The sequence below is a fragment of the Pseudoalteromonas sp. AS71 genome (assembly GCF_038900275.1).
Classification (GTDB): domain Bacteria; phylum Pseudomonadota; class Gammaproteobacteria; order Enterobacterales; family Alteromonadaceae; genus Pseudoalteromonas.
This window is the reverse complement of record NZ_JBBMQZ010000010.1, coordinates 144,407-165,362: the sequence shown is the minus strand read 5'-3', so window position 1 is coordinate 165,362 and position 20,956 is coordinate 144,407. Positions and strand designations below refer to the sequence as shown.

Here is a 20,956-nt window from a genome sequence, read left to right as displayed (position 1 = left end):
ACCTTTAGGTTGGCATTTTTGTTTCTGTTCTATATATTCCACATCAATTAATCTAAAAACACCTGTTTGTTTAATTTAACGACAAAAATTGTTCGTTTATTCAGTAAATACTGAAAAGTTTGTATTAAAAGCTTGTAACAACTAGTGTTTGTAGATATACCTATAAATATTCGCGCCGCTTATGTCGGCAAAACACATTTTTAATATTTGGTTAGAAATAGGCAACTATGGGCAAATCGCTAGTAATTGTAGAGTCTCCTGCTAAGGCTAAAACAATTAATAAATATTTAGGTAATGACTTCATCGTAAAGTCCAGTATTGGGCATGTACGAGATTTACCTACTTCAGGTTCGAGCAAAGCTAAAGTGCCGGCAACTAAAACGCCAGCAGAAGTTCGTAAAATGGAACCTGAAGAGAAAGCAGCGTATAAAAAGCAACGAGATTATACAAACTTAGTCGCGCGTATGGGTATTGACCCAAACCAAGGCTGGGATCCGCATTACGAAATACTGCCTGGTAAAGAAAAAGTTGTTCAAGAATTACAAAAGCTGGCTGAAAATGCAGACCAAATATATCTCGCAACGGATTTGGATAGAGAAGGGGAAGCAATTGCTTGGCACCTTCAAGAAATCATTGGTGGTGATCCTGCTAAGTATAAGCGAGTAGTTTTTAACGAAATTACTAAAAACGCAATACAGCAAGCGTTTGAAACACCTGGCGAGCTTAATACTGATATGGTTTATGCTCAGCAAACACGTCGCTTTTTAGACCGTGTTGTTGGCTTTATGGTATCACCTTTATTATGGGCAAAAGTTGCCCGTGGACTTTCTGCAGGACGAGTTCAGTCTGTTGCTGTACGTTTATTAGTAGAGCGTGAGCGTGAAATTAAGGCATTTATCCCTGAAGAATTTTGGGATATTCACGCTGACGTTAAAAATACTGAGTCTGAGTTACGTTTAGAAGTAGCCAAACAAGCAGGAAAGCCTTTTAAGCCTGTAAATGAAGCTCAGGCTAGCGCAGCGGTTAAAAGCCTTGAGAATGCAGAATACAAAGTAATTAGTGTTGAAGAAAAACCAAGTAAAAGTCGCCCAAGTGCGCCATTAATTACTTCAACCATGCAGCAAGCGGCAAGTACACGTTTAGGTTATGGCGTTAAAAAGACCATGATGCTTGCTCAGCGTTTGTATGAAGGCGGTTATATTACGTATATGCGTACCGATTCAACTAATCTTTCAAAAGATGCCGTTGAAATGTGTCGTGAGTATGTAACAAACGAGTTTGGTGCTAAATACTTACCAAAAGATCCAATTAGCTACAGCTCCAAAGGCAATGCACAAGAGGCGCATGAGGCAATACGTCCTTCAAGCGTCACCGTGTTATCTGGTCATGTTGAAGGTGTAGACGCCGATGCTAAAAAGCTGTACGAGCTAATTTGGCGTCAGTTTGTAGCATGCCAAATGGTACCTGCTGAATACGATTTAACAACACTAACTGTTGCAGCTAACGACTTCCAGCTTAAAGCGAAAGGCCGTGTGCTCCGCTTTGATGGTTGGACAAAAGTACAACCTGCGGTGCGTAAGAAAAACGAAGAAGATCAATCACTACCGGCTGTTAAAGAAGGTGAGATCCTTACTTTAATCGAACTTGATCCCAAGCAACATTTTACGAAACCACCAGCGCGCTTTAGTGAAGCAAGTTTAGTAAAAGAGCTCGAAAAACGCGGTATTGGTCGTCCATCTACTTATGCGTCGATTATATCAACGATTCAAGATCGTGGTTATGTACGTGTAGAAAATCGCCGTTTCTTTGCTGAAAAAATGGGTGAAATAGTTACCGATCGCTTGGTTGAAAATTTCACTGATTTAATGAACTTTGATTTTACAGCTAAAATGGAAGGCCGTTTAGATGATATCGCTGAAGGCGAGCGAGTATGGACTCAAGTTCTAGATAAGTTTTATGCTGATTTTTCAACGCAATTAACTGTCGCTAAAGACGAGCCAGAGAATGGTGGCATGCGTCTTAACGAGATGGTTGAAACCGATATTGAATGCCCTACATGTAGCCGAAAAATGGGTATACGCACGGCATCAACCGGTGTTTTCTTAGGGTGTACTGGTTACAGCCTTCCGCCAAAAGAGCGTTGTACTACGACAATGAACTTAGTGTCGGGTGATGAAGCTGTTGCAGCTGATGTAGAAGATGTAGAAACTGAAAAGTTAATGCAAATGAAGCGTTGTCCTATTTGTGAAACTGCAATGGACTCATACCTAATCGACGAAACCCGTAAATTACATGTGTGTGGTAATAACCCGGCATGTAAAGGGCATATTGTTGAAGAAGGTACCTTTAAAATTAAAGGCTATGACGGACCAATTATCGAATGTGATAAATGTGGTTCTGACATGGAACTTAAATCGGGTCGTTTTGGTAAGTACTTTGGCTGTAATAATGACGAGTGTAAAAACACACGTAAACTACTTAAAAGTGGCGAAGCTGCTCCACCAAAAGAAGATCCTGTTCACATTACTGAGTTAGAGTGTGAAAAGTCAGATGCGTATTTCGTATTACGTGATGGCGCCGCGGGTATATTTTTAGCTGCAAATACTTTTCCCAAGTCTCGTGAAACACGTGCACCTAAGGTAGAAGAGTTAAAACGCTTTAGAGAGCGTATCTCGCCTAAGTTTTATTACTTAGCAGATGCACCTGCTAAAGATCCTGATGGTAATCTTGCTGTTGTACGCTACAGCCGTAAAAATAAAGCTCAGTATGTTATGACTGAAGTTGACGGCAAAGCAACTGGCTGGACTGCTCATTATGAAGCAGGTAAATGGACAGAAGAAGCTAAGAAAAAGGCAGCACCTAAAAAGAAAGCTGCTGCAAAAAAGGCACCAGCTAAAGCAAAGCCTAAAGCTAAAAAAGAAGATGAATAAGCACATTATCGCTTATTCATAACTTTTTATAGGTTTAAAAACTATAAAAAAACCGGAACGCACAGCTTGTGTCTATTCCGGTTTTTTTGTGCCTAGTTAAATGTTTTCGCAACGGCTTTATTAGCAGTACATTCAACTAAGCGTATTGGAGATACCAATTTTATTAAAAACATGGTCATTATGTTGCACTAAATAACCCACTCACTGTGTTAAGAAACATTTATATAAAACAACTATATGTCATGCTTTTCGACTTGCTATTGAGCTATTTTTTTAGCGCTATAATAGCTCACTAATTTAATGCAATTGGTATTATTAAATCTTAACAGAAGATACTTTTTTATAGCCTTCAGATTCAAGCTCATCATTTACGCATTTTAATACGTAGGCATTTAGCTCTTCATTGCTTACGTCATCATCTTTAGCCCAGTTAACACACATTTCTGTGTATTCTTTTACCATTTCGGCTGAAGCTGTTGGCGCATCGTCTGCTACCGCGTAAGTCGCAGATACTGCAAATAGTGGAGCTACGATTAATGCTAGCAATGCTTTTTTCATTCGTTTATTCCTAAAAAAATGGTGTGATGACTGATTTACCCAGTTTAAGGTTAGGTTTAAACCAGTAGTGCCCAATCCAGAACAACTCTGTTGGTATATTGATTTTTAAACGAAAACGAAATAAAAGATAACGAAATATTTTTATCGTGAGGATGAGTAATTCACTTCTCAGGATTTCGCAACATTGTGTTGTAGTGGTTTATAAGCTAAGGTCGCTTTTTTAATTAAAAGTCAAACCAATGTCATTACACACCCCTAATAAAAAACCACGCCAAGCTAATAAAGTAGAGCATGCATTAGAATCTTTTATTTTTAAAGGGCGTTGGTTACTAGCCCCATTTTTTGTGGGTCTACTATTTGCAGTTGTACTGTTGTTAATAAAGTTTTTTAAGCAGCTTTATTTAATGGGTATTGCGACATTTACAGCAACCAATCAAGAGTTACTTGTCGGTATTCTAACTTTAGTTGATACAGCTTTATTAGCGGGGCTATTACTGATCATTACATTTAGTGGTTACGAGAACTTTGTTTCTAAGCTTAATATTGATAATCACGAAGACAGACCATCTTGGATGGGCAAAGTTGGTTTTTCAGGTCTAAAGATGAAATTAATAAGTGCGATAGTGGCTATTTCTGCTGTTGAGTTATTAAAAGTATTTATTAACTCAGGTGCATATCCAAGTGATGAGCTACTTTGGAAAGTGACTATTCATGTCACGTTTGTAATGTCAGGCGTTTTATTTGCTTTAACTGATTACTTAAACAGTAAAACCCAAAGTCATTAGAAAAATTAAATGCACAAAAAAGCCCAAGTAATTTACTTGGGCTTTTTATGTTTAGAGCTTAGCTGTAACATTAAGTGTAATTATTGATGTCATTAACACTCTGCATAAAAGCAAGCGAAAGGCTCAAGCGTTAGTGTGTCTTGGCTTAATTTTGCGCTGTGGTGGCTAAGCTCGTTATATTCTTTAATGATTGATGTCGGCATATCAATATTTGTTTGTTGAGAACTTAGATTAAACAGGCAAAGCATTTTTTGCGTTCCAAGCGTTCTATAAAAAGCAAGCACAGGCTCAGGCGTTTCAATAAACTCAATATCACCCTCAAGTAAAACAGTTTGCTTTTTTCGCCACGCCATAAATTCACGGTAGGCGTTTAAAATTGAGTGACTATCATTTGCTTGCATCGCAACTGATTGCTGTTTGTGTGCATCATCAACGGGTAGCCAAGGTTTTACATCACTAAAACCGGCATGAGATGAATCAATTTGCTCCCAAGGCATTGGCGTTCGACAGCCATCACGCCCTTTAAAATTAGGCCAAAATGTAATGCCATATGGGTCTTGTAAGTCTTCAAAGGCAACAGATGCTTCGCCTAAACCAAGCTCTTCACCTTGGTACATACATACACTGCCACGAAGGGAAGCAAGTAGGGCGGTTAGCATTTTACATTGCTGAGGGTTTATTATGCCATTTTCACTCCAGCGACTCGCTACGCGCTCAACATCATGGTTGCTAAATGCCCAACACGGCCAACCCTCAGTCATACGTTGTTCAAGAGTTTGAACAGTAGTTCTAATATATTCACTTGAATAATCATTTGTTAAGAGCTCAAAGCTATATCCCATGTGCAGCTTATCGCCACCTTTGGTGTACTGCGCCATTGTCGCTAATGAATCCTCTGATGAGATTTCGCCAAGCGATACAGTACCTGGGTATTTATTAAGTAATGTGCGAATGTCTTGCATAAACTCAATATTTTCTGGCTGAGTGTTGTTGTAGTAATGATACTGAAATGCGTATGGGTTATCCTCACTAAAACCACGACCCTGGCGCTTATCTTTTGGTTTAGCTGGGTTATCGCGAAGTTGTGCATCGTGATAGCAAAAGTTAATAGCATCTAATCTAAAGCCATCTACGCCTTTTTTAAGCCAAAACTCTACGTTATCAAGTACAGCTTGTCTTACGTCAGGATTATGAAAGTTTAAATCGGGTTGTTCGGTTAAAAAGTTATGCAAATAATATTGCCCACGGCGAGGTTCCCACTGCCATGCGCCACCACCAAAAATAGACAGCCAATTATTAGGTGCTGTGCCGTCATCTTTGGCTTCAGCCCAAACATACCAATCCGCTTTATCGTTATTTTGATTTTCGCGGCTATCTGTAAACCATTGGTGTTGATCTGATGTATGGCTTAGTACTTGGTCAATTATAATTTTAATATTGCGATCATGGGCTTGGCTAATAAGTTCATCAAAATCGTTTAAATCACCAAAAAGCGGGTCAATGTCACGGTAGTCACTAATATCGTAGCCAAAGTCTTTCATTGGCGATTTGAAAAAAGGTGAAATCCAAATTGCATCAACGCCTAAGCTTTTAATGTAATCAATACGATTAATAATCCCTTTTAAATCACCAATACCATCGTTGTTGCTATCTTGAAAGCTACGCGGATAAACTTGATAAATAACCGCACCTTTATACCACTGCTTTTGGGTCATGCTTTTCTCCGTCATTCCACACAGTATTTAGACTATTCTTTATTGTGATTACGATTAATCACGTTATTTGCAAAAAGCATACGTGAAGCCTTTAATCCTGTAAAAAGTCTGCATACGTATGCACTAAAAATAATGCAATAAATTTATTAAAAATAAGTGGTTAGAGTGGCTTTAGTAGCGTTCATTTTGCGTATCTATTGTTTACCAATTACGTCAGTCATTGATTTATTAGTTAAATTGAATCTAACAGATTGTACTGTAAGGGAAATATATCCCAAGATCTATATGAAATGGTCTGACCAATTTAACGCTTGGTAAATGTGGAATAATTTAAACGTTATTTGACAGTGATAATTAATTTCACCTTGTTTACATTTAAGTAAAAGTGCCATTAAGTTTCAATAGAATTGATTTGACTATTGATGTTTGTCTTGTGTTTTTTATCTAGCTTATATTCAATTAAATCAATTAGTTAAAAATAAGCGTGTGTAATATGTGTTAATTTTAGGCTACATTGAAATTGTTGAATACGTATGCATAAATTTGTTAATAAAATAAATCTGGCGTTAATATTCATCCTGACAACAAAATTAGCTCGCCTTGTTTAACTATCACTTAAACATTGAACGCGGGTATCACAATATGGGTAACGGGAAAACATTATGTCTATGTTCAAACCAAGTATATTAACTTTGGCATTAACAGCTGCAGGCTTATCGAGCTTTGCTACACAGGCTGCTCAAGAAGATACAATAAAAAAAGATGATGTAGAAGTTATCGAAGTTAAAGGCTTTCGTGGCAGTGTGGTTGAGTCTATTAACACAAAACGCTTCTCTACACAGGTTGTAGAATCTATATCGGCTGAAGATATTGGCAAATTGCCAGATTCTTCAATTGCTGAATCGATTGCGCGTTTACCCGGTTTAACAGCTCAGCGCTTAGACGGCCGAGCAAGTCGTGTCTCTATTCGTGGTTTTGGCGAGAATGAAAGTGGCACAACGTTTAATGGTCGTGAACAAGTATCGATTGGTGATAACCGTGGTGTAGAGTTTGACCTTTACCCATCAGAAATAATGAGCGGTGTAACTGTTTATAAAACGCCAAATGCAAGTATTGATGCTGAGGGTATTGCTGGTGTTATTAATATGCAAACAGTTCGTCCTTTAAGCAAAGGCGAACGTGTTGTACAAGTAAATGGACAGTATGAGCAAACCAGCTTTAGTAAATTAAACCCTGACGGCAACGACGACGGTTACCGAGGCACTATTTCATACATTGATCAATTTGCAGACGATACCATTGGTGTTGCATTTGCACTAAACACCATGAGTTCACCAAATCAAGAAAAACGTTGGAACTCATGGGGTTATCCAGAATTCACTGAAAATGGTAACGATTATTCAATTTTAGGTGGTGCTAAACCTTACGTACGTTCATCAACGCTTGAGCGTGATTCGGCAATGCTTGTTTTAGAAGCGGCGCCCACAGATAAATTAAATATGACGTTTGATGCGTTATATGTAGATTTTACAGATGAAAAAATTCTACGCGGTATTGAAGTTCCATTTGCATGGGGACAAGGTAGTATTGATCCAAATAGTGTTGTAGTTGATGAAGCATCTGGCTTTATAACAAGTGCAGTAACACAAGGTCAGCGTGTTGTAGTTCGTAACGATTATGAAGAACGCGAAGCCGAACTTACAGCCTTTGGTTTTAATACTAAATACGATATTGACGATTCATGGTCAGTTGAGTTTGATGCAAGTTACTCACAAGTAGAGCGCAAAATATGGAGTGTTGAAAGCTATTCAGGCACTGGTCGTGGTGATGCTCGCGGGGTAGCAGATAACTTGGGTTACACATTTAATGGTGGTAACACTGGAGCTACTTTTTCACATGATTTAGATTATAGCGATTATGGTTTAATACAATTAGGTGGCCCACTATCGTGGGGTGCAAGCTCTGCACTTAACGATAAATATGGTTTGACTGGCACTGAGTATGAAAACCAAGCGCAAGATGGTTTTATTAATGCACCGACCATTGAAGATGAATTATCAACATTAAAAATAGCGGCTTCAAAGGTATTAGAAAACGAGTACATAAGCTCTATTGAATTTGGTATGTCTTACAAAGAACGTGAGAAAACAAAAGATTCAGAAGGTTACTTTATGACGTTATCTAGCTTTTCGCTTGATAACCCAGGCATGCTTAGCGTACCAGAACAGTACCGTAATGGAAGTGTTGACCTAGACTTTATAGGCATGGGCGATATGATTGCTTATGACGTAAATGGCTTAGTTAACGATGGTTATTACGACTTACTTGCAGAGAGCTTAACAAATACAAGTCATGCGACGAAATCGTGGACTGTAAAAGAAGAAATTACTTCTGCATTTGTTCAAGCAAATATTAATGCTGAAGTAAGCGGTCTTGCATTAACGGGTAACGTGGGCGTGCGTTATGTACAAACTGATCAATCATCACAAGGTAATGCATTTAGTACTGTTGATGGTGTGGTTGTTACATCACCTACAAACATAAGTCATGATTACTCACACGTTTTACCTAGCTTAAACCTGTCACTTGCGATTGATGAGCAACAAACGATACGTTTTGGTGCTGCTAAAACAATTTCTCGTGCACGCTTAGATGAAATGAATTCATCAGTTAATGCGTCATATAATCAAACGCCAGATGAAAATGGTAACTATTGGTCTGTATCGGGTGGTAATCCAAATTTAGAGCCTAAAGAAGCAACAGGCTACGATTTTACTTACGAGAATTACTTTAGTGATGAGGGTTACTTCTCTGCAGCGTTTTTCTATAAAGATTTAACTCAGTGGATTTTTGACGGTACTTACGCAATTGATATGTCGGGTGTTGCAGATCCATCTACCGGAGAATTACCAGCAACATCATCGGGTACTGGCAGTGGTAAAATAAATGGCGGCGGTGGCGATCTATATGGTTATGAGTTGTCACTGGCATTACCGTTTAAAATTTTCCATCCGTCTCTTGAAGGTTTTGGTTTAATTGCCAGCCATACTGGTATTGAGTCTGATATTGAGGACCAAAACGGTAACGATTACGAACTACCTGGTCTTTCAGATAAAATTCAAAGCTTAACGGTTTACTACGAAATGCATGGTATGCAGTTACGTACCAGTATGCGTAAACGCAGTGCCTTTAAAGGCGATGTATATGGTTTAGGCTTTGATACGGAACAAGTTGATATTTTAGGTGAAACTATTTGGGATGTTCAAGCGGGTTACGACTTTAGTGAAGCAGGTATAGAGAGCCTTGAAGGTTTATCAATTCAGTTCCAAGTACAAAACCTAACCGAAGAACCGTTTACGTCGCTTTCAGGCGACAATGCTTTACAAGTACGTGATTACCAAGATTACGGTCGCACTTACTTGTTAGGCTTTAGCTACAAGCTATAATAAAAGCTGTGTGTAGAAGCCCTTGTAATTTGTGTTACAGGGGCTTTTTTATAGCTAGTTTACCTAACTTTTTAACCGTACTTAAATTTAATAAAACGTGGATAATAATATGAAACCAATAAAACACGTGGTAATTGCAGGCGGTGGTACCGCAGGCTGGATAACAGCAGCACTGCTTAATAAAGTGTTAGGTAAAGTAATTAATATCACACTAATAGAATCATCAGCTATTGGTACGATAGGAGTGGGTGAAGCAACAATACCACCTATTATTCAACTTAATAACGCGCTGGGTATAAACGAGCAAGATTTTATTAATGCCACTAATGCTTCAATAAAATTAGGTATAGAGTTCGAAAACTGGAAAACCCAATCGCATAGCTACATGCATGCGTTTGGCTCGTTTGGTAAAGATTTTCCCTTTTGTGACTTTTATAATTTTTGGTTAAAAGGCCAAGTTACGGGTTGCGAAGACGAACTATGGGATTTTTCACTCAATTACCAAGCGGCTAAACAGCATAGGTTTGCCCCTTTAAATACCATCCCAAATACTCAGCTACCAGGGCTGAGTTACGCATATCATTTTGATGCGACGCTTTACGCTGAATATCTAAAAAAGTTGGCTATATCGCGCGGTGTTAAACATATAGATGCAAAAATAGACCATGTTGAACAACGCTATACAGGCAATATTAAAAGCCTAACACTTAATAACGATAGTCAAATTAGTGGTGATTTATTTATAGATTGCACCGGGCTGCGTGCCTTGTTAATTGAGCAAACACTTAATACAGGGTTTATTGATTGGTCTCATTACTTACCATGCGATAGTGCAGTGGCTGTTCAAACGCAAAGTACCAATGAGCTAAAACCTTATACGCGATCTATTGCACATAGTGCTGGTTGGCAATGGCAAATACCACTGCAAAATCGTATTGGCAATGGCCTTGTTTATTGCAGTAGATACTTGTCAGATGATGATGCTAAGCAGTTACTGCTAAAAAGCTTACCCGCTGAGCCAATTACAGAGCCCCGTATTATAAAATTCAAAACAGGTCGGCGCTTAAAGCAGTGGCATAAAAACGTGGTCGCGGTTGGTTTATCAAGTGGATTTTTAGAGCCGCTTGAGTCAACCAGTATTCATTTAATTCAAACTGCGGTTACACGCTTAATTAAACTATTTCCACATAATGGCATTAGCGATGCGTTAGTAACGCAGTTTAATAAACAAAGCGTTATTGAAATAGAGCATATACGCGATTTTATTATTTTGCATTATAAACTCACCGAGCGAGAAGATACCCCGTTTTGGCGTCAATGCATGCAAATGGATATACCAAATTCCCTTACCCATAAACTGAGTTTATTTAAACAAACAGGCAAAGTAGTGCGGGAAGATGATGAACTATTCGCTGAAGTTGCTTGGCAGCAAGTCATGATAGGGCAAGGGCTTATCCCTGATGACTATAACAGTATTGTTGATTCACTAAGTGATGATCAACTAAGCGATTTATTCTCTACTTTAAAAACATTGATAAACTCAACAGTTGCGCAGCTACCAACTCACCAGAATTTTTTAGCCAGCATTAAAAAGGTATAACAATGCGATTTTTAAACACACTTTTACTAGTAAGCGCATGTAGCTTACCAAGCTTTAGTTATGCACTTAATGTAGAGCCTGCCAATTGGTGGGTAGGCATGAATAAAAATAACATTACAGTACTCGTACATGAGCAAAATATAGCGAACGAAGAATTTAAATTAGATAAGTATAAAGGGGTTGAACTTAATAACGTAACACGCACTGACAGCCCGAATTATGCTTTTCTACATTTAAATATTAGCAATAACGCCAAAGCAGGAACGCTTCAATTTAAGAGTAGCGATCCAGTACATAGCTTTGAATTTCCTTTACTTACCCGAGATAAACATAGCGCGCAACGCCAAGGTTTCACAAATGCAGATGCTTTATATTTAATTAACCCAGATCGTTTTGTAAATGGTGATGAAAAAAACGATACAGTTAGAGGTATGCTAGAGAGTGCAAATACAAGCTTTAAAGGCGGGCGACATGGCGGTGATATTCAAGGTGTAATTAATGCGCTGCCGTATTTAAATAATCTAGGCGTGACACAGCTTTGGCTAACACCTGTGCTTGAAAACAACATGCCTGATTACTCTTATCATGGATACGCGATTACAGACTTTTACAACGTTGATCCACGTATGGGTTCAAACCAGTTGTATAAAACGTTGTCAACAAAGGCTAAAGAGCAGGGCATTGGGCTTGTTATGGACATGGTGCTTAATCATTTTGGTTCTGAGCACCTGTGGATGAAGGATAAACCAACTCAAGATTGGATTAACTTTAATGGGCAGTTTGAAAATGGCAAAAATGCCACAAGCCATGCGCGCCAAACAATTCAAGATCCACACGCAAGTAACTACGATAAACGCCAATTTAGCGATGGTTGGTTTGTCGCTAGCATGCCCGATTTAAATCAGCGCCAACCATTATTAAATGAGTATTTGATTCAAAATGCAATTTGGTGGATTGAATACGCAGATTTAAGCGGTATTCGTGTAGATACCTATTCTTATTCAGACAAAGCGTTTTTAAGTGATTGGACCAAGGCCATTATGGATGAATACCCACACTTTAATATTGTTGGCGAAGAGTGGACTTCAAACCCTGCAATAGCGTCGTATTGGCAGCGCGGTAAAGTAAATCAAGATGGGTATGTGTCAAGCTTACCCAGTGTGATGGACTTTTCGTTGCAAGAGGCGGTAATTCGAGCTTTAAATGAAGATGAAAGTTGGAGCACAGGCTGGGTTAAAGTATATCAGTCATTAGCTAACGATTTTTTATACCCAGACACCAATAACATTATGGTGTTTGCTGATAACCACGATATGAGCCGTGTATATACGGAGCTTGGGCAAGACTTAGCTAAAACTAAAATGGCGATGACTTTGTTTTTAACAACGCGTGGCATTGCACAAATATATTATGGAACCGAAATATTATTAGATAACACGCCGAGTAAAGATCATGGTGATATACGTATTGATTTTCCAGGTGGGTTTAAAAATCAAAACGCCAATGCGTTTACTGGAATAGGTTTAAGTAAAGAGCAGCGCGATATGCACAAGACTATAAGCACGCTTCTTAACTTTAGAAAGCAAAGCCCGGCACTTACAAAGGGTAAGCTCGTTCATTTCAGCCCGAACAATGGTGTGTATAGTTATGCTCGCGTTAGTGATACGCAAACAGTATTAGTTTTTATGAATAAAAACAAAGTAACACAAAAGCATAATCTTGATTACATGCAAGAAGTTATACCAAAAAATGCCAATGCGCAGGCATTATTCACACAACACACTTTTAAACTAACTAACAGTATTAACTTAAAGCCAATGGCTGCAACGGTATTAGTGATTAATACACCGTGAATGTTTAAGTGAATACGTATGCAGCAACTGTATGCTTGCTGCAGATATCTTTAGTATAAAGCTATAACACTACTGACAAAAAGACACACAATGAAAAAATCAGTTTATGTACCTGCATTACTGTGTAGCGCACTTATAACAAGTGCGTGCTCAGACAATAATGAAACCGAACAACAGCAAGCGCCTAAACAAGCGCAAAATGAGTTAACAAAGCCCGTTGTATACCAAGTATTTACACGCTTATTTGGCAACACACAGACTGCGAATGTGCCTTGGGGTACAAAAGAGCAAAATGGCGTAGGTAAATTTTCCGACTTTAACGATGCTGCACTTAAAGGTATTAAAGAATTGGGTACGACCCATGTTTGGTATACCGGTGTTTTACATCATGCGCTAGTGGGCGATTATACCGAGTATGGAATTACGCAAGACGACCCTGATGTAGTTAAAGGCCGTGCAGGTTCACCTTATGCAATAAAAGATTACTACGACGTAAACCCAGATTTAGCCATAAATGTGACCAATAGAATGGGTGAGTTTAGTGACCTGATTGAACGCACTCATAGGCATGGCATGAAAGTGGTTATAGATATTGTACCTAACCATGTGGCTCGTAATTATAAATCAGTAGCAAAACCCAAGGGAATAAAAGACTTTGGTGAACAAGACGACACCAGCAAAGAGTACGATAAAAATAATAACTTTTATTATGTACCAGGTCAGTCTTTTCAGGTTCCAACATCACAAAGCTATATAGTTTTAGGGGGTAATACTCACCCTTTAGCTGACGGTTTTTTTGATGAAACCCCAGCAAAATGGACGGGTAATGGTGCGCGTGCACCAAAGCCAGATATTAACGATTGGTACGAAACCGTAAGAGTGAATTATGGCGTTAAGCCTGATGGCAGCTATGACTTTCCTGCATTACCTAAAGAGCTAGAAAACCAAGATTATCGAGCTCATTATGCGTTTTGGCAAAATAAAGAGCTTCCTAATAGTTGGTATAAATTTAGAGACATCACTTTGTACTGGCTCGATAAAGGCGTTGATGGCTTTAGGTACGATATGGCCGAGATGGTACCGGTTGAATTTTGGAGCTTTTTAAATTCATCAATAAAAATGCAAAAGCCCGATGCGTTTTTATTGGCTGAAGTTTACAACCCACAAATGTACAGAGCGTATATTCAGCAAGGGAAAATGGATTACTTGTATGACAAAGTCGGCTTTTACGACACATTAAAAGCCATTATGCAGAATAAGCAAGCTGCCAATACTATTTTTGCAGCCCAAAGCCAAGTTACTGATATTGAAGCGCACATGCTGCACTTTTTAGAAAATCACGACGAACAACGCATTGCTAGCCCTGATTTTGCAGGTGATGCACGCTGGGGGAAACCAGCAATGGTAGTTTCTAGCTTAATTAGTCGCGCACCCACTTTATTATATTTTGCCCAAGATGTGGGAGAGGACGGATCTGAAAACGCAGGTTTTGGAACGCCTACTCGCACCAGCATTTTTGATTACATTGGTGTACCAGCGCATCAAGCATGGATGAATAAAGGCAAATTTGACGGCGCTAACTTAACGAGCGAACAAGCATCACTTCGTGATTATTATAAAGCAATAATGGCTCTTAATAGTTTACCCGCTGTTGTAGGTGGAACCATGACAGCGCTTTCGGTTAGTGGTAGCGAGCGCGTTGTTGGTTTTGTACGCACGCTGGGACAGCAATCTATTTATGTTTTTAGTAATTTTAGTGGGGAGCCACAAACGGTATTAATTAATTTAACACCAGAGCAAGCAAATACCTTTGAGCGAAATAAACCTCTACACGACTTACTTGAACAAAATACGGTAAAGATCATCACTGACAAAGAAGTTACAAAGCTTATGCTTTCGCTAGATGCATTTAGTAGCGCAGTTTTAACTAATAAGGCTAATCATGAATAATCAAAATAATAATTATGACAGCAACAAACCAAATCTAAGTTTTTGGCAAATATGGAATATGTGCTTTGGCTTTTTAGGCATTCAATTTGGTTTTGCACTACAAAACGGCAATGTGAGCCGTATTTTTCAAACCCTAGGCGCACAAGTTGATGATATTCCTATTTTATGGGTTGCAGCACCACTAACAGGTTTAATAGTGCAACCAATAATTGGTTATTGGAGTGATAAAACATGGGGACGTTTTGGTCGTCGACGTCCATTTTTTTTCATAGGGGCGGTACTTACTACTATCTCACTCTTTATCATGCCGCATTCACCAACCCTTTGGATTGCTGCAGGTATGTTGTGGATTATGGATGCATCAATCAACGTCACTATGGAACCTTTTAGAGCGCTTGTAGGCGATAACCTGCCAGAAAAACAACGTGCTACGGGCTATGGCTTGCAAAGCTTTTTTATTGGTATTGGTGCGGTATTAGCCTCAGCACTACCATGGATGATGACCAATTGGTTTGATGTTAGTAATACCGCTGCGCCAGGGCAAATCCCTGAATCTGTTAAATATTCATTTTATTGGGGTGGGGTTGTATTGCTAGTTGCAGTTCTCTGGACAGTTATGCGAACTAAAGAATATAGCCCTGAGCAATTAGCTGCTTTTGAAAACCACACTGCCAAACCGACTAACACCGCATTAGTAGATATCAACTTCAATAAAGGTGCCATTATTTTTGTGGTGCTAGGTTTAGCAACACTTGCTTTAGTAATGGGTTTATCGCTTGAAAAAGAGTTATACCTACTTGCTGGTGGCTTACTAGCGTTTGGTATTGTGCAGTGGATAGCAAGCGCATTAAAGGCTGCTAACAAAATACAAGGCGGTTTTTACCAAGTAATACAAGATGTATTTACCATGCCAGAGGCAATGAAGCAGCTTGCTTGGGTGCAGTTTTTTAGTTGGTTTACGTTATTTGCTATGTGGATATACACCACAGCCGCAGTAACAAGCTTTCATTACGGCAGCAGTGATGCAACAAGTAAAGCCTTTAACGATGGGGCTGATTGGGTCGGTATTTTATTTGCAGCTTACAATGGCTTTGCGGCTATTGCTGCTATGTGTATTCCGTTTTTAGTTAAAAAAATGGGATTAAAAGGTGCGCATTGCTTTAACTTATTACTAGGCGCATTGGGCCTTGCGAGCTTTATGTTTATAACAGATCCAAAAATGCTCCTTATTCCAATGATAGGCGTTGGCTTTGCATGGGCTTCTATTTTATCGCTTCCTTATGCAATGTTAAGTAATGCACTACCGAGTAACAAAATGGGCGTGTATATGGGTATTTTTAACTTCTTTATTGTTATACCGCAATTGCTTGCCGCTAGTATTTTAGGGCTTATTTTACGCCACGTATTTTCTAATCAGCCTATTTACGCATTATTAATTGGTGCTGCATCATTCGTTGTTGCTGCAATTGCTGTAATGCGCGTTAAAAATTCAAACTAAGGGTCACACAATGAAAAAATATAACCTTATTACCACCGCTCTTTTAACTTTGGGTTTAACAGCCTGTGGTGCACAAAATACGAATAACGAAAATATTGACGCTACAGTTTCAGCCGCTCCTGGCGCACCAGGTGCTGAACCATTTTGGGCTTACGCGGGTAAAACCGGAATTGGTACTTCTTTTGAGCAATACCAAAACGGCCAGTATAATAACAACGCTGCGACAGGTGAAGTATCAAAAGTATGGTTTTCAATTGCTAAAGGTATGATCACCGAAACTATGTTTGGACTCATTCACCAAGCACAAATCAAAGATATGCAGTTTGTAGTAACCGGTAAAGACTTTACAGTCACTGAAGCTGACGACTTAGACGTTACAATTGATTACTTACATAAAGACGATAAAGGTAGACCACTATCGCTTGCTTACAAAGTAACAAGCACAGATAAGCAAGGGCGTTTTACCCTCGAAAAACACATATTCACCGATCCAGGCGGACAAACATTGTTTGTACGCAGTATTTTTAATACATCACTTAAAGGCGTGAGAGCGTATGTTGCTGTTAACCCTTATATAAACAACAACGGCTTAGGTGATTTTGCAAAAACCACTGAGCAAGGCTTAGTTGCCTGGGAAGACGATAACTTTTTAACGTTGCAATCATCTACGCCATTCAAAATGCAAAGTGTAGGCTTTACAGGTGTGAGCGATGGCATCACCTCACTTAAAAAACAACACACACTAAGCAAACAATATTCAAACACTGGCGATAAGGCAGGTAACGTCACTCTGCTGGCAGAGCTTGGTAATATCGATAGTAATACCACATTTGATTTAGCACTAAGCTTTGGTAAAACCCAGCAGCAAAGCCATCAACAAGGTGCGCAGAGCTTATCTAAAGGTTATCAAAATGTGCTTGATGCCTACAACGGTAAAGGGGAAGCGCTAGGCTGGGAAGATTATTTACAAAGCCTTGAGCCATTAAGCGCCATGGTTAATCAAACAGCCGATGACGGTAAGCTACTTTATACCAGTGCAATGGTGCTAAAAGCGCAAGAGGACAAAACCAATGCGGGTGCGCTCATTGCCTCACTTTCTAATCCTTGGGGTGAAACTGTTTCAGCCAAAGAGGGTTCTACAGGTTACAAAGCGGTATGGGTTCGTGACTTTTATCAAGTAGCTATGGCGTTTATGGCCTTAGGCGATACAGCCACTGCAAAAACGGCCTTCGAATACCTTGAAAAAGTACAAGTTACTAGCAAAACTCCCGGTAACAATGGCGACACTGGCTGGTTTTTACAAAAAACACATGTTGACGGTGAACTTGAATGGGTAGGGGTACAGCTAGATCAAACGGCTATGCCAATTATGCTCGCGTGGAAGTTACATCAAGCAAACGTACTAAGTGATAACGAACTTAAAGATTGGTACGCACGCATGCTAAAACCGGCAGCTGACTTTTTAGTTAATGGCGGAAGAGCTAAAATTTTATGGAACGACATGCAAATCACTCCACCTGCAACACAGCAAGAGCGCTGGGAAGAGCAAAGTGGTTATTCTCCCTCTACAACGGCTGCCGTTGTTGCTGGCCTTATAACAGCCAGTGACATAGCAACACTCAGTGGTGATACTCAAAATGCTGATCGTTATTTAGCAACGGCTAAAAAGTACAACAGTAATATAGAATCGCAAATGTTTACCACTCAAGGTAATTTAAAAGGTGATAGCACCGATGGCGAGTATTTTATTCGTATAGGTCAAGACACCGACGCTAACTCTAATACTAAAATTAACGCCAACAATGGCCGTGAAGGTTTTAACAAAAAGCAGATTTTAGACGGTGGGTTTTTAGAATTAGTCCGCTACGGAGTAAGAAGTGCCAAGGATGCAAGTATAGTTAAAACCTTACCTGAATATGACGACGAAACGCTTGAAGATAACTTACAAGTTAAATACAGCTTTAACTTTACCGATGGTAGCGGCACATTTGCAGGCTATCGCCGTTATGGTAACGACGGTTACGGCGAAGATGAAACCACAGGTACTAATTACGCCGAAAGTGGGAGCAACACGCCAGGCCAACGTGGTCGTGTATGGCCATTTTTTACAGGTGAGCGCGGGCATTATGAAATAGCAGCTGCAAATGCAAATAATGCGCTTGATGATGCAAAACAAGCGGACATTAAAAATAGTTACGTTAAAGGTTTAGAGCAGTTTGCTAATAGCGGCATGATGCTACCGGAGCAAGTATGGGATGGCGTAGGCGTAAATAAAGCAGGTTATGAGTTAGGCGAGGGTACAAACTCAGCAACACCTCTAGCTTGGACACACGCAGAATACATTAAGCTTGTACGCTCACTCAGTGATAAACAAGTTTGGGACTATTATCCGGTGGTTGCCGAGTCTCTAAAAAAATAATATATAATACCAATTCGCTTAATTAAGTGATCTATTTTGAGGCAGGAAAAACGTGTTGATAGCTAGGCAAAAAATTCGCTATTTAGTTGTTCTAAATAAGAATTTTTTAACGCAGTTAGCGACACGTTTAGCCCCGCAAAATGATTAAGTATTATTGCGGATTGGTATAAAATGCTGTAGTGATTAAAAAAGGCTTCTAAATAAATTTAGAAGCCTTTTTATTATGTAGTAACTCGGTATTAAAACTAAAGAATTCTCTTCACAAAAATGAATGTCACCCTTTAATTATATTATTTGAGCCCACATTTATTATCAAACCACGATAATAACTCAGTATAAAACTCTTTTTTATGATCGTAAAAAAGCGTATCAGAAAAGTGATCGGCATCTTCTAGCTCAATATATTTAAAGTCTTTTTTGTACTTTTCAAGCTCAGATACGAAGTCTCTACTGTGTTTTACTGGAACACGACTATCTATATCACCATGTACAATCAGTATCGGAATATTTACTTTATTTACTTGTTCTACAGGAGAGACACCAGAAATAGTAGGGCGTTGTAAAATACTTAAAAAGCGATTTTCGTTAAGAGTTGCATTGATACGACTCAAATCACTTACACCCGCACCGGCAACAACACATTTATATATGTTGTTTTCACGCATAGATGCAGCAAATGCAGCATAACCGCCATAACTCCAACCAAATAAAGCAAGCTTATCTTTTGTTGCTAAGCCTTTATCGATCAAATACTGCGCGGCATCGTCTAAATCATCTTGTTTTTTCAAGCCCCAGTTATTATCACCTGCTATCCAATGCTCTAAACCGTAACCAGTAGAACCACGATAGTTTGGTTGAATAACAACGTAACCATGATAGGCGAGTAACTGCGCCCAATCATCAAAAACAATAGAGTCGCGCACCCAAGGACCACCGTGAGGGAGTACTATTGCGGGGTAAGGACCTTTAGTCGCAGGAATTGTTACATACGCTTTTATTTTGCGTCCATCTCTTGCTTTATAAGAGATATATTTAACGGATCCTAGTTTACTTTTATCAATAAACGGAAGTCGATCACCAATTTTGGTTAACTTCTGTTTATTAGTAACAATGTAATAGCTGCCTGGGTTATCGTCAGCAGATACTCTCACTACTAATACATTATCGTTATCAGAACTACTAATGATTTGCACAAACTTATCTTTAAATAAAGAAGCAACAGATTCGTTAAGTGCTTGAAGGTTAGGATCTGTGAAATAAAACTTAGGTTGCTTGGTGGTATAGCGAAAGCCTTGTAAAGTACCGTCTGTATCAAGTATAACACCGTCGGTATCTACCGATTTAAGGCCAAATTGGCGTTCAGAATACTGACCTGTTTTAATATTGTAAATATAGATGCCAGTCGTATTTTCGCCCAAGTTGGCGTTAACATAAACTTCGTTAGGATTACTTTTTGCGAACCCTAATATCTCAAAATTTTCACGCTTTTTAGGGCTAACTTGCTTAATTACTTTCCAATCATCATTGCCTTTATCTCGGGCATAATAATCGATTGCGTTATCAGACTTATTCCAACCTTGGGCTATTCTTATTTCACCATCGTAGTCAGAAACAAATGAGCCTGATACTTTTTCATTTCCGCGCATTACAGTAACGCTTCGTCCAGTATTAATATTAAAGCGCACTACATCTGGAATGTAGTTATTATTAATATCAACCTCTACTAATACTTCATCTTTTTTGTCAGGAAGTATATTTATTATATTAAATTGAATATTTCGTTTTTTCTTAAATGGCAATAACCAGTCGCCTTCACCATCTGCATCAGTTATTGCAAACTTATTAACCCAATACTTGCGACTACCATCTTCTAGTATTTGTCTAAACATAACGCCAATTTTTTCATCGTTTAACCATACGATGGAAGATATCAGCATTTTATCAGCGCCCAACCTTACGGGGTCTGCTTCTAGGTTATTTGGATCTCTTATCTCAATTATATAGTCACCATTTTTGGTAGTGGCTCTTAAAATAGCAAGCTTCTTACCATCAGGTGATGCTACAACACTACGGATAGCCGATGACATTGAAAAAGCATCGATACTGCTCATTTGTGTCGCATCTTCAGTTTCGCTATTAGCGAAAGAAGATAGGCTTAGTAAGGTAAACCCTACTAACATTCTTTTTTTAAGTTTCATTTTT

Annotated in this window: 11 protein-coding genes; 8 read left to right on the top strand and 3 right to left on the bottom strand. The window is 39.0% G+C overall.

What is annotated here, in order from left to right:
* The first annotated feature begins 227 nt into the window (after nucleotides 1-227).
* Entirely contained in the window at nucleotides 228-2,930 is a 2,703-nt protein-coding gene (topA, locus tag WNY98_RS09835) for a type I DNA topoisomerase (RefSeq protein ID WP_342877790.1), read from the top strand.
* A gap of 315 nt (nucleotides 2,931-3,245) precedes the next feature.
* Here topA and WNY98_RS09830 read toward each other — a convergent pair whose 3' ends face one another.
* A complete protein-coding gene (locus WNY98_RS09830; protein WP_007582596.1) occupies nucleotides 3,246-3,488 on the bottom strand; it encodes a hypothetical protein in 243 nt (80 codons plus the stop codon).
* A gap of 239 nt (nucleotides 3,489-3,727) precedes the next feature.
* Here WNY98_RS09830 and WNY98_RS09825 point away from each other — a divergent pair, with 239 nt between their 5' ends.
* Nucleotides 3,728-4,273 (top strand): TIGR00645 family protein, encoded by a 546-nt coding sequence (locus WNY98_RS09825; RefSeq protein ID WP_024599387.1) that lies wholly within the window; start codon nucleotides 3,728-3,730, stop codon nucleotides 4,271-4,273.
* Between the two features lie 92 nt (nucleotides 4,274-4,365).
* On the opposite strand, the gene WNY98_RS09820 is transcribed toward WNY98_RS09825, so the two are convergent.
* The gene (locus WNY98_RS09820) at nucleotides 4,366-5,988 is read right to left on the bottom strand and encodes an alpha-glucosidase family protein (protein ID WP_342877789.1); all 1,623 of its coding nucleotides are present in this window, start codon (nucleotides 5,986-5,988) and stop codon (nucleotides 4,366-4,368) included.
* A 662-nt stretch (nucleotides 5,989-6,650) separates the two neighbouring features.
* Between WNY98_RS09820 and WNY98_RS09815 the strand changes: the two genes are divergently transcribed.
* From WNY98_RS09815 to WNY98_RS09790, 6 genes are all read left to right on the top strand, one after another.
* A complete protein-coding gene (locus WNY98_RS09815; RefSeq protein WP_342877788.1) occupies nucleotides 6,651-9,434 on the top strand; it encodes a TonB-dependent receptor in 2,784 nt (927 codons plus the stop codon).
* Between the two features lie 109 nt (nucleotides 9,435-9,543).
* Nucleotides 9,544-11,034: a tryptophan halogenase family protein gene (locus tag WNY98_RS09810; protein ID WP_342877787.1), complete on the top strand. Its 1,491-nt coding sequence runs from the start codon at nucleotides 9,544-9,546 to the stop codon at nucleotides 11,032-11,034.
* Nucleotides 11,035-11,036: 2 nt separating this feature from the next.
* Nucleotides 11,037-12,887 carry a glycoside hydrolase family 13 protein gene (locus WNY98_RS09805; RefSeq protein ID WP_342877786.1) on the top strand — a complete coding sequence of 617 codons (1,851 nt, stop codon included), beginning with the start codon at nucleotides 11,037-11,039 and terminating at the stop codon, nucleotides 12,885-12,887.
* A 90-nt stretch (nucleotides 12,888-12,977) separates the two neighbouring features.
* Nucleotides 12,978-14,837, top strand: a complete 1,860-nt coding sequence (locus WNY98_RS09800) for an alpha-amylase family glycosyl hydrolase (RefSeq protein ID WP_342877785.1) — start codon at nucleotides 12,978-12,980, stop codon at nucleotides 14,835-14,837.
* Nucleotides 14,830-16,335 carry an MFS transporter gene (locus tag WNY98_RS09795; RefSeq protein ID WP_342877784.1) on the top strand — a complete coding sequence of 502 codons (1,506 nt, stop codon included), beginning with the start codon at nucleotides 14,830-14,832 and terminating at the stop codon, nucleotides 16,333-16,335. Before WNY98_RS09800 ends, WNY98_RS09795 begins: the two co-directional genes overlap by 8 nt.
* 10 nt (nucleotides 16,336-16,345) lie before the next feature.
* The gene (locus WNY98_RS09790) at nucleotides 16,346-18,754 is read left to right on the top strand and encodes a glucan 1,4-alpha-glucosidase (protein ID WP_342877783.1); all 2,409 of its coding nucleotides are present in this window, start codon (nucleotides 16,346-16,348) and stop codon (nucleotides 18,752-18,754) included.
* 290 nt (nucleotides 18,755-19,044) lie between these two features.
* On the opposite strand, the gene WNY98_RS09785 is transcribed toward WNY98_RS09790, so the two are convergent.
* Complete coding sequence (locus tag WNY98_RS09785) at nucleotides 19,045-20,952, bottom strand: prolyl oligopeptidase family serine peptidase (RefSeq protein ID WP_342877782.1); 1,908 nt, start codon at nucleotides 20,950-20,952, stop codon at nucleotides 19,045-19,047.
* Nucleotides 20,953-20,956: the final 4 nt, after the last annotated feature.

What these genes read in the sequence shown, in the direction of transcription:
- WNY98_RS09830 (WP_007582596.1), bottom strand. Translation starts at nt 3,488, where the DNA reads ATGAAAAAAGCATTGCTAGCATTAATCGTAGCTCCACTATTTGCAGTA.
- WNY98_RS09790 (WP_342877783.1), top strand. Translation starts at nt 16,346, where the DNA reads ATGAAAAAATATAACCTTATTACCACCGCTCTTTTAACTTTGGGTTTA.
- WNY98_RS09825 (WP_024599387.1), top strand. Translation starts at nt 3,728, where the DNA reads ATGTCATTACACACCCCTAATAAAAAACCACGCCAAGCTAATAAAGTA.
- WNY98_RS09805 (WP_342877786.1), top strand. Translation starts at nt 11,037, where the DNA reads ATGCGATTTTTAAACACACTTTTACTAGTAAGCGCATGTAGCTTACCA.
- WNY98_RS09795 (WP_342877784.1), top strand. Translation starts at nt 14,830, where the DNA reads ATGAATAATCAAAATAATAATTATGACAGCAACAAACCAAATCTAAGT.
- WNY98_RS09815 (WP_342877788.1), top strand. Translation starts at nt 6,651, where the DNA reads ATGTCTATGTTCAAACCAAGTATATTAACTTTGGCATTAACAGCTGCA.
- WNY98_RS09800 (WP_342877785.1), top strand. Translation starts at nt 12,978, where the DNA reads ATGAAAAAATCAGTTTATGTACCTGCATTACTGTGTAGCGCACTTATA.
- WNY98_RS09810 (WP_342877787.1), top strand. Translation starts at nt 9,544, where the DNA reads ATGAAACCAATAAAACACGTGGTAATTGCAGGCGGTGGTACCGCAGGC.
- WNY98_RS09820 (WP_342877789.1), bottom strand. Translation starts at nt 5,988, where the DNA reads ATGACCCAAAAGCAGTGGTATAAAGGTGCGGTTATTTATCAAGTTTAT.
- WNY98_RS09785 (WP_342877782.1), bottom strand. Translation starts at nt 20,952, where the DNA reads ATGAAACTTAAAAAAAGAATGTTAGTAGGGTTTACCTTACTAAGCCTA.
- topA (WP_342877790.1), top strand. Translation starts at nt 228, where the DNA reads ATGGGCAAATCGCTAGTAATTGTAGAGTCTCCTGCTAAGGCTAAAACA.